We start from the raw sequence: 12,099 nt of genomic DNA, 5'->3' as shown, positions 1-12,099 counted from the left end.
TCAAGGCGACGCACTTGGCGACTATCAGTAAGGATATCCATACCGACAGTCAGCTACAGACCGGATGAACTCGCAAGACGGCCGTCCTCGGACGAGTACGACGAGCCCGGTCTGCCAGCGGATCCGTTGCGATCGGACGTCATACGCTCCAGCACGTCGGCCAGATAAACCCGCAGGTTATTGGCTCTCTCGTAGAGATGCTGGCCCATTACCGATGCCGCTCACCATCTCACAACAACAGTCCTGGTCTGATGGAGGTACACCGCAGAACTCCAAGGGCGTTTGTAGTACGTTCTTCGCAATGCGCGTTCAGCGGTCCACCGTCTGTTCGATGATGAAGTGCGTCGCATTGACAAAGTCCTGCAAAGGCTGGCCGGCGCGGCGATAGACTTCCCGATCCAGAATAAAGTGACGGCGGTCTGAGTGCTTTTCGCAGTGCTCCTTGATAAGCAGACCGCCCACTGGAGTGTCTCCTTCGTCGGGCTTCGCCTCTCGGCAAATCCACCCGGCCTCCCCGTATCGAGCTCTCACGATGAGTGCCAGCAGATATGCCTTTTTACGCCAGAAAGGACGTGCGTTCGGATCCGTGTCGATCCGAATACCTTCCAACGCGCCGCTGCCGTCGATGAGCCCCGTCAGCAGCACGGGATGACCGCCGATCTTCGTACCCTGATATTTGTCGCTCAGAGCCGCCAACGGATTGAGTTCGTCATTCAAATGGAACGAGAGAACGTGCAAACCCGATTGATCAGCCGGACATGCCTGAAAGTCGTTCCAGCCCTTTAGCTTGGCTCCTTCCTTAGCGGCACAAGAAAGGTTGATATACTCTTCAGGCTGGATGTTAGCGACGTGCATCCCAAGGCTCAGGTCGCGCAAGTCGGCCGCCTGAGCCGCGTTGGCACCGTGAACGGCCAAGAAAAGCAACAGTGGCACCGTCCAGATTGATGGTGTTCGGGTCATCGCTTCTTCTCTTCCGTGCCGGCTGCCTGCGAGTTTAACGGGATGTTCTTGTAGACTTCGCAGGCCCTTGAGCCCTCTCCGTAAAAATCATTGCAGTCTTGATAACTTGTCGGCCCCTTGCCTTTGATATGCTCCAGAACATAGTCGACGACTTTCTCGATCTCCTTCGGCCGGAGAAACGCAGCCGCATCCGGAGGCAAGTCCTTGCCGAGATCTTGAGCCGTGATGTCCGAGTAGCATCGGTAGTCCTTGTAGGCGTCGCGATCAAACCGCGGCATTCCTGTTCCTGGCCGTCCGCAATGGACGACCTCGACGATTTGATCTCGGGTGAGCTGCGTTGCTCGCAACGAGAGCGCTGCGCCACCATAGCCCCCGCCTCCACCGCCATGCCATTTGTGGCAGCCGACGCAATTTGCCTTTTCGTAGATGCGCTGGCCCTCATCGAGCGCATGGTGCGCTCCGTTGATAACCTGCCCCGGTACCGGTGTGCCGCCTTCGCCTCGAGCCAAATCTCGTGTCGCGAGAAAGGCCAAAGCACTACCTGCGGTCAAACCTATCGCGCCAAAGCGCAGCGCGCCTTTAGCCCGCTGGTTCAGGCGCACAACCTTCGATTCCATTCTTTCCTCTTGAACCATTGACGAAGTGGGGCGCACCCAGGTGTGCCCCACTTCGCCCCGCAGCGGATCACAACGCGAAGACGTAGAGCATGGAGCCCGGCGGGACTTTCTCCAGGCCTTTTGTGGAATCGAGGTTCCACTTGTCCCAGGCGCCACCAAGTCCCACGAGGATGGCGATATACTGCTTTCCGTCGACCGAGAACGTCATGGGGGGAGCGTTGACGCCGCCACCGGTATTGAATTCCCATACCTTGTTCAGAGTCTTGGCATCGAGCGCGTAGAGTTCTCCGGATGGATGGCCGGCGAACACCAACTCGGGCGTTGCAAGCAGCCCACCCAGCATCGGGTACTTGGTCTCATACTTGCCGGTAACCTTACCAGTGCTAGCGTCAATGGCGGTTACGCTCCCCGTTATTGGCAGCTTCACGACTGGACCGCCACCTGTGAAGAACTCGCGCGCCTTCCAATCGCCAGCGTTGGTCTCCTTGTTGTCCAGTTCGTCGCAGCTCTCGATGACGGGGATGTACCAGGTCGTCAGTTCTGGATTGTAAGCGGTGGGCGGCCAGTTCTTGCCACCGTTATGTCCGGGACAAACGGTGACATGCGTGTTCTTCCGGTTCAGCGTCACCTGAGGATCATAGGTCTGAACTGATTTGCTGGGATCATACTCAATCGGCTTTCCGCTCTCGGGGTTAATGCCTTTGGTCCAAGTCACCTTCTTCACGAAGGGCGTTGCCCAAAGGAAAGAGCCGTCGGCGCGGTCGAGCGCATAGCCGAAGCCGTTGCGATCGGCTTCAAGGACCACCTTGCGCGCCTTTCCCTTGACAGGGATGTCAACCAGCACTCTCTCCGCGACGCTATCATAGTCGAACGGATCATTCGGTGTGTGCTGAAAGTGCCATTTGATCTTTCCGGTGTCCGGATTCAGCGCAAGGGTACTATCAGTGTAAAGATTGTCGCCCTGACGGTACTCAGTATCAAAATCTGGACCAGGATTGCCGACGCCCCAGTAGATCAACTGAGCTTGGGGATCGTAGGAGCCGGTCACCCAGGTCGACCCCCCACCCGTCTTCCAGGCATCATGATTATCCTTCCAGGTTTCGTTGCCCGGTTCGCCGTTTCCTGGAGTCGTATAGGTTCGCCATACTTCCTTTTGAGACTTCAAATCGGTGGCGGCAATCCAGCCGCGGATGCCGTACTCGGCACCCGCCACGCCGCTGATAGCCATGTTCTTAACGATCAATGGCGCGCCAGTGATCACCTCGCCCTTGTCTGGATCGGCTACTTTGCGTTCCCAAGCGACTTTGCCGTCTTCCTTGTTGGTCACGACCAATCGCCCATCGAGGGTATGAGAGACTACAAAATTGTCCCATAGCGCAGCCCCTCGATTGTTAACGCCGCAACAAGCAATGGCACCGGCCCAGTCATGGTCGGTCTTCGGATCCATTTTCCAGACCAGATTTCCGTTCGCCCCGTGAAGATCGATTTTATAGACAGATCCCCACCCGTCGGTGACATACATGAATCCGTTCTCGACGATCGGAGTTCCTTCGAGGCCGCCATGACTCCAAATACCGCCACCCTCGATGCCGCCCAGAGCCATTGTCCAGGCAACGTGCAGCCCCTTGACCGTATTGCGATTGATCTGGTTCAGCGGTGAGTAACGCTGTGCCGTGTAGTCGCGGTGGTGATGCAGCCAGTTGCTCGTTTCCTGCGTGGCATTGAGAAGCCGCTTTTCGGTCGTTTCATCCGAAGCAGCCGCCGCATTCCCAAGCACACCTGCCATTACGCCTATCCCGACGATCGTGCTGATCGTCGCCCAAACTCCAGCTTTTGTCCTGCTTACCTTGGACATCCTTGTCGCTCCTCTAGTGGTAATTTGTTCTGTTGATTGTGTTCGAGCTCGATCGCGGTTCGAGGCGATCGCGATTGGACCTGAGCGTCTAGACTCGGATCTGATTGCCTGCCGGAAGGGAACGGATACGTTTGCCCGTGGCCGCAAAAATAGCGTTGCAGAGCGCAGGCAGAAAAGGCGGCACTCCCGGCTCGCCGACACCGCCCGCGGGCACGTCAGAACCGTTCGGAACGATGTGAACACGCACATTTATCGGCGCATTGTCTATGCGGGCCACCGGATAGTCATCAAAATTGCTCTGCTCGGCGCGGCCATTCTTGAACGAAATCTCGCCGATGAAATTGCTGAGCCCCATGACTGCTGCCCCCTCAATCTGGGACCGAATCCGCTCGGGGTTGACGGCAAAACCGCAGTCGATAGCAGTCTCGACGCGCGGGATGATGAGCTTTCCTTGACGATCCACCCCAACTTCAACAACTGTCGCCACGTACGACAGGAAGCTCCGGTGTGCTGCGATTCCGAGCCCGCTTCCCTTTGGAAGCGATCTTCCCCAGTTCGCACGCGAGGCCGCCAAGTTGACCACGTTCGCGAGCCGTCCGGTGTCGATGGGGTAGGTTGAATACGGATCGCCGTAGTTCCAAAGCGGATCCGTCACCCCGAGTGTCTCAAGCTCAAGCTGTCGTGGGGGCCCGATGATTTCGAGGAGGAAGTCTTTGGGATCCTTCCCCAAGGCCTGTGCGATCTCTGCGATAAAGGATTGTACGGCAAACGCATGAGGTATGTTGTTGACTGACCGAAACCAGCCAATTCGCGTCAGCGCCGCCGCTTCGCCAGTCTCGACGCGCATATTTGGGATGTCCAGCGCAACATCTGTAAGCCCCAACCCAAGTTCAACAGCCTGCTCGCGCTTCGGGTCAGGCTTGAAATTCGCAAACAAGGTCGGCGCCACCGAACGATGCCGCCATGCAATCACTTTTCCCGATGAGTCAACCCCTGCGTCTAAGCGCGAATAAGTGACAGTATGATAGAAGCCATGATGGAGGTCGTCCTCTCGCGTCCAGGCGAGCTTAACCGGCCGGCCATCGAGTGCCTTCGAGAGCAGTACGGCTTCCTGCGCGAAATCCGATTGGCACTTTCGGCCAAAGCCACCGCCAAGAAGAGTGACGTTCACTTTGATCTTCTCGATTGGCAAATCGAGCAGCTTGGCGAATGCTTCGCGCGCGCCAAACGGGTATTGCAACGGAGCCCAAACCTCGCACTCGCCATTGCGAATGGCCGCTGTCGCAACCAGCGGTTCCATCGAGGCTTGAGCGAGGTGCGGCACGTAATACTCCGCGGATAGAACTTTCGACGCGGCCGCGAACGCCTTGTCGAAATCTCCCTGATTGCGCTCGATACGACCCGGCTTGTTCGCCACTTCGGCCATCTGCCGTCGATATCCGGCGGAATCGTAATCCCCATTTGCGCCGTCTTCCCAGTCGACCTTCAGGGCTTCTCGACCCTTTATGGCCGCCCAGGTGTTCGTAGCCACCACCGCGATCCCTCCAAGAGGTGAGAATGCGGCAGGCGGCGCCCAGCTGACCTTGATTTCCAAGACCTTTTCGACGCCTAGAATTTTGAGGGCATCTGTTGCGTCGAAGGACTTTATCCTGCCGCCGACCACGGGAGGACGGGCAATTACGGCGTATTTCATGCCCGGCAAGCGGACATCATATCCGTACTCCGCCTTGCCGACAGTGATGTCGAACAAGTCATAGATTGGGATCTTGCCCTGTCCCATATACCGGAAAGCACTATCAGGCTTGAACTTGAGGCTCTCTGCTGGCGGGGTCGGCAAGTCCATCGCGGCTTCGGCGAGTTCACCGTAGCCGAGCTTGCGGCTGGTCGATCGATGTATCACCTCGTGATTGGCCGCTTGAACCTCTGATAAGGCAACTCCCCACTGTGTTGCCGCCGCTTGCTCCAGCATCTGGCGCATCGCCGCGCCGACTTGTCTCATCGGTTGGAAGAAGTGACGCATGCTACGAGAGCCGTCGGTGTCCTGATTGCCGTACCGCGGCTCAGCGGCGACCGCTTGGACTATACGGACCTTCGACCAATCCGCTTCCATTTCGTCCGCCACCACCATCGGAAGTGACGTTCGAATCCCTGTGCCCATCTCGGAACGGTGGGCCGTAATCAAAACGATCCCCGACGAATCAATCGATACGAAGACATGCGGATCATTGACAACATTATGCGGCATCTGAGCGCCACCGGTTTCGTATGCTAGACCCGGCTCGAGGCTAGAGATCTCGGCAGCGAGAACGAAGGCGGCCACAGCGGCCGTCGAGCGAAGGAACTGACGGCGGCTAACGTTCTCGATTTTTACGCAAGGACTGGACGAGGTTCTCGGCGCATGCACGTTCATCGTTAGACCCCCCTTGAGGCTATGCGCACCGCAGACTGAATCCGCTGGTAGCAGCCGCAGCGGCATATATTCCCCGCCATTGCGTCGCTGATCTGCTGATCGGAGGGGTTCTTCATCTCGGCAAGGAGAGCGGCGGCCTGCATGATTTGTCCTGCCTGGCAATAACCGCATTGCGGGACGCGCTCCTCGCGCCATGCCCGCTGAACGGGGTGATTGCCTTCTGCATCCAACCCCTCGATTGTGGTGACTGGTTTCGCGACGTCACCTACGGCCGTGATGCACGAGCGGATTGCATCGCTGCCTACGTGCACCGTGCAGGCGCCGCACTGAGCAATTCCGCACCCATATTTAGTGCCCGTGAGTCCGATCACATCGCGAAGCACCCACAGCAGCGGCGTATCCGGAGACACGTCGACAGTGCACGATGTCTTGTTTATCGTGAGCTCAATACTCATCTCCAGACCTCCTCCAGATGGGGCGCTTTGTGGCTTCCAAGCCAAGCGATCGACGATTGTGGGCAGCGGCACGTCCGGGAGGCGCACAACACTTCCCGAGCTCCAAGACGCGCAGCCTCGTAGCTATCGTCAGCAATCAATCGGGTTAAATAGGAGCGAAGCTTGTCACTTGGACAATGATCGGCCCCGCACGCCATTCCGTGGCTGTCGTTCGTCCCTCCCGTTTTATGTCTTGACTCAGCTTTTATGGCTTTAAAATAGCTTCCGATCTTTCGAGATCGAAACCGCAGGCTTGAGTGATACCGAAGTGGCTGCTCACAATCGCGTTCCGTGATGATCAAAATCCATCAAACGTCCTAGACGGGCATTCGATGGAAGCGGCGATCAGGGACTTGATGCGAGGCGAAAGAAACAAGCTCTGCGCCTGACGCCAGGATTGCGCGACCGGCCCTGCAGCCCAAGGTGATGTCCCGCGCGCTATCGCGCTCAATACTTGGGATAGCCTGAATGGCTTGGAAAGCTCTGAAGATTCTGGAAGTGTCAATGGGCATGGAAATCAACACGTACGCCTGCGCTTCGGCGAGTAAGAACGTGCTAAAAGAATTGCCGCGGCATTCGGTGGCGATGCTGCTGAAGCTGCGGCAGTGTTTTTGAGTGTCACGCAGCGTTTCAACTCTCATCGCGTGACTCGCGTACGATCTGGGCCGGGCACGAGTAAAACTAGCCTGCACCAGCCCTTGCGCCCTGGACTGAGCAGACTAATGGCGCCAAGTCCTGGCTACGGGTCGTCAGCGAGCCCCAGCCGCCCAATGAGCCCTTGGTGCGCACGGTCCGGTGTCACCTATGGCGAATAGGCCCTCGATCGGATCGAGGGCAGATGATGCCCAATGCTCGGCAGGGGAGTCGTAGAGGGTCAGAAGTGCGTCGCGATCTGACCAGGCAGTCGACCGCCCGGCCGCACTTGGCGTGGTATTTCTCGGCGAAGAAGTTGATCGCTGCTTCGGCGGACGCCCTGATTGGGCGCGCGGTAGCCATCTTCATGGTGGCCCGCACCTTCGCACCGAGAGCGGGACCTTGTAAGACATTCAAGGTCTTGTGCACGGACCATCGCTGATGCCGCGTCCCATCTCGTCGAACGCCTCCCCAGAAGCCCAGCGCGCAACCGGCGCTGCTCAATGTCGATCTGTCGATCAAGAGCTCACTCAGCTCTGCGCGCTGTCGCGCACGCCGCCCTGAAAGCCGATCAGCTCCTTCTTGCCTTCCGGAGCCACGCCCATCAGCACCAGCATACATTCCCCGCCTTCCATGCGGGCCTGAAGGAAGAGGCCATCGGCCCATACGTACACTATGGCCGGCCAACAGATCGCCCCTCTACCGGCGCTCACTCGCATTGCCACGCGGTCGTCAATCCGGAGACCACCGCAGGCGACAGGTTGGGGAGTGTTTGCCCAGCAACGCCGCCAGCGCCTACCGGGGCGATGCCGGCCTGGATCGTCCGCCGGGCCATGACCATGCCGGACGACACGGGCGCGCCCGTCTCAAGTCCTTCAGCGTGGCAAGAAATGTTTCACCTTCGATCTCAATACCGTGTGCCAGAAGCTGCTGCGCACGACACGCAGGGTATCCGTCAGTGGAGCGTAGATCGTCGGGCTGACGAAGCGGGCCAATGTTGCTAGGCGCATCCATGGCGTATCGCTCTCATTGGGAGGTTCTGGCAGGCTCGACACCCGCCGCGATACGCGGCCTATCTCAGGCCGTCATTCCCCACGCTCCCGCATAGCTCCTTATCAGGTTCTACAAAGAGATTTCTGGAGTGCTAAGCCGGTATCCCTGCGGCCTAGGCCGAATGCTGCGCTAAAATCAAGCACCGCTCCACAACGCTCCCCTCCTCGACCCGCGGCGACACCAGGACGATCTCGCCACCGCCATCCTGCCTATCGAATGTAGCAACCACTTCGCCCGAAGATCACCGATTTCGAAAATATTCCCGCGAGCCGCAGCCGATGGTAAAGCTTGGCCGCTTGATTTTGGGTGGCTGCATTAGGTCAATCGCTCGAAGATGACGTTGATGTCGGTCATTGCAGCAAGCCGGTATGATCTGCATTCCATCAAATTGATGATACGAGCCCTGTTGCCCTTCAGAAAATGCTCGCTTGGCTCGCACTGGATGACAGCAGGTCTGATACGCTCGTAGTCAATCGCTTTAATGAGATCGTGATCCAGTCCTTCGCAATCGATAGACAAGAAGTCGACCTTGTTGGAGTATGGGATCAATAGCTCGTTAATACCCACAGCGCTCACCTCGATATGGTCTCGGATACCTCCTAAGCCGTCGAAGTCGCCAAAACTTTTAACATGTGCTTCGTCCACAGATGAAAGCTCATGGGCGTTTCCGATGAAGAGCGTGGCGGAGGCCTGCGGAGCAGGCAAGACAACTGCCGGCACGAGAACGTCTCTCGGGCGCGCAGTCCGGATCAGCGCTCCCAACTCAGGATTGGGTTCAACTAGAACACCTTGCGCGCCCCTTTCGTACATAAGATAGGTACTCGAGGTAGATATGGGATGGTTGGCTCCGATCTCGACATAGAATATACTGTCCCAAGATCTTAGGCTTTTGCAGAGTCTTGCAGCCAAAATTCCTTCCAGAATGATGTCTTCGCCCGCTTGGGCATAGCTAACCGGGGCGAAGTGCTTGATCCGAGACTGCGGAAGATGAAGCCTATCGACCTCTTGAATTATGGACTGATTTTCAAACTTGGAATGCACAGGTTCACCGCCAACGTAACCAGCAATCTTGCGATACGGTCACTACAACCGTAGGCTCTTTGCTCATCATCCCAGCAATCGGCGTGCCACGTCGAATACCGTGCTCGCCCGCGTAGCGAGAGTGAAACACGCATGCGTGCCAACATGTCCGCTGGAATGGTCGCAACATTTTGTCGGGTACGCGACATCGATGCGATCTATCTGACCTGCATAGAGAGGTGGAAGCCTCACCTCTAAACCGACATCGAACTCTGATTGAGATGAGCTGCGCTACGACATCTGGCATCGAGGCTCACAATTACGACCATCTATAAATGACCGAGGCAAAAGTGCTAGGGATCGACAAGAGTGTCTTGGATGGTACTGACCTGCTCCGCATACCTTACCCGACGCTGATCTTCGCTCGAAAGCACTGGACGGGAGTTAGGCCATGTGCCTCGCCAATCTCATCACGCTTGTCGGCACCGAGGGCATTTCCTCGCTTCGTCAAATTCGGCGCGCCGCATTCCACATCACGCGCTTTTGGAAAGACGCGGTGGGTCGAACTCCAAATTGGATGCTAGACGGCAATTTGCGGTTGCTCTTGCGTATTCCTGTTTTGGCCCGTCAGAATGAAGCGATCCGCACGATTATCTCTGAAATTGCGCAAGAGGCTCCCGGACCCGCCAGCTACACCGCGCAAGGGACGGTCTGCGCTCGCTCCGCAGTCAGAGCGAAACCGTTAAGGGCCGGAGAAATGAGCTAGCGTCAGCTCGCTCGCCTTTACCCGCCATAACTGAGACACGGAATTTTTGCGCCGCAGCAGTCAAGACCAGCACCGACACTGCACTCTCGCCTGCTAAGCGCAAAGCGCACTCGATATCCTTTGCCGAATTCGCAATTGATATTGCCAAGACATCGGGTTTCTCGCCCAACAAAAAGGCCACGAAAGCTTGGAATATTCCGCTATTAATAGAGCCGCGACCGATTAAAGAGCGGAGCATTACGAGATCGAGGTCAAGACCGTGCGCAAATTGGCAGACCTCCGCGGCTACCGCCGCTATGCCCATCGTCATGCTGTTGTAGACAAGTTTGATCTTGTGACCTTGTCCGACATCGCCGATATGAAGAACGGTCTCACGAAATGCAGCAAGAATGCTTTCAGCGACAGGAAAACGCGTTTCATTAGATCCGACCATCGCGTTTGAGAAGGCCAACCTCTGCTTGTTCGGGGCTCCGTGTTACTGGAGCGTCTATGAAGCTTATGCCATGTTCTTGAGCTTCCTCAGCCAGCGCGATCGTCGAAGCAGGATAAGAAGTCGTGCAGTCAATTATCAAACCTCCCCGCGGCATATGGACGAACAGTCCATTTTCCCCAAGGCACACTGCCTCCACCTCGCAGCTTGAAGGCAAGGATAGCACGACCGCAGTTACATGTTGCGCCAGCTCCGTGATCTAAGGATGTTCAGGGGCACCCGCGCTAATCAAGCGATCCGCACCGAAACGAGTTCTGTTGGCCTTGATATGTAACTCCATTTGGTGGCGCAACAGGCTGATACCCATGCCGCTTCCCATGCGCCCTAATCCAATAAGCCCAATTTTCTGCTGTGCAGCTTTGGGGGCGACGTTGAATAGTCGGTCTTCGACCGATCATAGGTTCTTCGGAACAAATGGTGTGCGCTGGTCACAAGGAGATTCGTACCAACCGGGCAAGCAGTCTCGATCCGTTGCGCCCCTGCTCCAGGCACCTGATAAGGCCGCACAACGACATCAGCAGCGGCTACCAGGTCCTCTCAGATTTTGTGATGCGGGGATTGGTACGCACTATCCTGACAGCGAATTTCGATTCGTCTCTGTCTGACGCTCTGAAGGCGCGGCAGACTCACATCCGTGATGGTTCACGAAGTCAACCGCCCCCCGGTAATTACGACCAGTTCAACGTCTTCAATAAATGTCAGCTCGTCTGGTTGCAGGACGCGCTGAGCAATATTCCGGACAAGAACGCCGCCGGCGAAGTCGGCGCTCCCGATACCAACCTCGCATCACTGCTCAGGCCAGTGCTCGACGCCGCGCCGATTATTCTCATCGGCTATCGCGGAGCCGAGGAAGGCATCTTTGCACAGAACAAGGAAGGGTGGCTCGATTTTCCTCACGGCATACATATAAGAGTGCATTCGTGATGGCGAAACGCTGCGTCCTTATGCCGAGTCGCTCGCACGGAGGCTCGGCACAAATTTCCGCCTATTGAGGACAGATGGCTTCGACGAACTAATTGCCGACCTCGGCAAAGAACTGGTAGGGCACGACCGCTACACAGCCGTTAGCGATGCGTCTGCGCAAGTTTCGCGGGTGCAGGCGTTTGACGAACGCGTGGTCGCAGGCGCTTCGCTTGACGATCTCGATCTGGATCTAACGCCATCCGTCCTGCGGGATTACTGCGAAAAACTCGGGCGTGCGCCGGTTACGCGCGACACCCTGCGCGCGCTTATGCCTGAGCAAGGTCTTTTGGTAAGCGGACCCGACAATGAGCAGGTGACGGCCGGTGCGCTCATCCTGTTCGGCAAGCGGCTGAAGGATTTTTTCTCGCACGCCGTCATGTCAGTGACAGAGGCGGGCAAGAAACGCGAAATCTACGAGGCAGTCTGATCAGCTAGTACCGGAAGCTTCTGGAAAAGATCGAAAATCCCGAGGTCAATCCGCTCTTGAAGGTGAAAAAGCGCCGTCAACATGACGAGCGGAAGGCTGGACGTGGGATATCGCTCTTTGGGTGGAGAAGTGGAGGCGTCAAGCCCCCACGATGTGCCGCCCTTCCGATTTTCTCCATCACCAATTTTCGGCGAGGGCGCCGGCCCGGTGGATCGCGGCCGTCCAAAGAGTGCCTTGGCACGAGGCGCGATCTGTCAGTTGCCCTGCGAACGCTCGTCAGCTGCAAGATCAATCGACAACCCCTAGCTCTAGTCTTACTGAGTCAGAAAGTCGCGATCTTTGATCCTGGAATTGCTGGTATTTTCGGGAGATTCGTTTTTCGGCATGGAGAGCTGGGATGGGTCACCCAAG

At 57.1% G+C, this 12,099-nt stretch carries 11 protein-coding genes; 4 read left to right on the top strand and 7 right to left on the bottom strand.

What is annotated here, in order from left to right; all coding sequences use genetic code 11:
* Positions 1 to 309 precede the first annotated feature (309 nt).
* The 5 genes from IVA82_RS43945 to IVA82_RS43925 form a co-directional block, all read right to left on the bottom strand.
* Positions 310 to 960 carry a hypothetical protein gene (locus IVA82_RS43945; protein WP_247493921.1) on the bottom strand — a complete coding sequence of 217 codons (651 nt, stop codon included), beginning with the start codon at positions 958 to 960 and terminating at the stop codon, positions 310 to 312.
* On the bottom strand, positions 957 to 1,577 hold the full coding sequence (locus IVA82_RS43940) for a cytochrome c (RefSeq protein WP_247493920.1): 621 nt from the start codon (positions 1,575 to 1,577) through the stop codon (positions 957 to 959). The genes IVA82_RS43945 and IVA82_RS43940 overlap by 4 nt, the downstream gene beginning before the upstream one ends.
* Before the next feature lie 67 nt (positions 1,578 to 1,644).
* Positions 1,645 to 3,432 (bottom strand): PQQ-dependent dehydrogenase, methanol/ethanol family, encoded by a 1,788-nt coding sequence (locus tag IVA82_RS43935; protein ID WP_346659692.1) that lies wholly within the window; start codon positions 3,430 to 3,432, stop codon positions 1,645 to 1,647.
* Positions 3,433 to 3,520: 88 nt separating this feature from the next.
* Complete coding sequence (locus IVA82_RS43930; RefSeq protein WP_247493919.1) at positions 3,521 to 5,842, bottom strand: molybdopterin cofactor-binding domain-containing protein; 2,322 nt, start codon at positions 5,840 to 5,842, stop codon at positions 3,521 to 3,523.
* Positions 5,843 to 5,844: 2 nt separating this feature from the next.
* Entirely contained in the window at positions 5,845 to 6,297 is a 453-nt protein-coding gene (locus tag IVA82_RS43925; RefSeq protein WP_247493918.1) for a (2Fe-2S)-binding protein, read from the bottom strand.
* Between the two features lie 507 nt (positions 6,298 to 6,804).
* Between IVA82_RS43925 and IVA82_RS43920 the strand changes: the two genes are divergently transcribed.
* Positions 6,805 to 6,951, top strand: coding sequence for a hypothetical protein (locus IVA82_RS43920; protein WP_247493917.1), 147 nt, complete (start codon positions 6,805 to 6,807; stop codon positions 6,949 to 6,951).
* A 1,386-nt stretch (positions 6,952 to 8,337) separates the two neighbouring features.
* On the opposite strand, the gene IVA82_RS43915 is transcribed toward IVA82_RS43920, so the two are convergent.
* Positions 8,338 to 9,063 carry an FkbM family methyltransferase gene (locus tag IVA82_RS43915; protein WP_247493916.1) on the bottom strand — a complete coding sequence of 242 codons (726 nt, stop codon included), beginning with the start codon at positions 9,061 to 9,063 and terminating at the stop codon, positions 8,338 to 8,340.
* 430 nt (positions 9,064 to 9,493) lie between these two features.
* Between IVA82_RS43915 and IVA82_RS43910 the strand changes: the two genes are divergently transcribed.
* Positions 9,494 to 9,808 carry a hypothetical protein gene (locus IVA82_RS43910; protein WP_247493915.1) on the top strand — a complete coding sequence of 105 codons (315 nt, stop codon included), beginning with the start codon at positions 9,494 to 9,496 and terminating at the stop codon, positions 9,806 to 9,808.
* Here the strand turns inward: IVA82_RS43910 and IVA82_RS43905 are convergent.
* Complete coding sequence (locus tag IVA82_RS43905) at positions 9,771 to 10,259, bottom strand: NAD-binding protein (RefSeq protein ID WP_247493914.1); 489 nt, start codon at positions 10,257 to 10,259, stop codon at positions 9,771 to 9,773. The two genes, IVA82_RS43910 and IVA82_RS43905, sit on opposite strands and share 38 nt — an antisense overlap.
* Positions 10,260 to 10,712: 453 nt before the next feature.
* Here IVA82_RS43905 and IVA82_RS43900 point away from each other — a divergent pair, with 453 nt between their 5' ends.
* The gene (locus IVA82_RS43900) at positions 10,713 to 11,222 is read left to right on the top strand and encodes a hypothetical protein (protein ID WP_247493913.1); all 510 of its coding nucleotides are present in this window, start codon (positions 10,713 to 10,715) and stop codon (positions 11,220 to 11,222) included.
* 64 nt (positions 11,223 to 11,286) lie between these two features.
* On the top strand, positions 11,287 to 11,688 hold the full coding sequence (locus IVA82_RS43895; RefSeq protein ID WP_247493912.1) for a hypothetical protein: 402 nt from the start codon (positions 11,287 to 11,289) through the stop codon (positions 11,686 to 11,688).
* Positions 11,689 to 12,099: the final 411 nt, after the last annotated feature.

Source organism: Bradyrhizobium sp. 142 (assembly GCF_023074015.1).
In the GTDB taxonomy this organism is placed as follows: Bacteria; Pseudomonadota; Alphaproteobacteria; order Rhizobiales; family Xanthobacteraceae; genus Bradyrhizobium.
The sequence above is the reverse complement of the archived record's forward strand: the minus strand, read 5'-3'. Positions and strand labels throughout refer to the sequence as shown.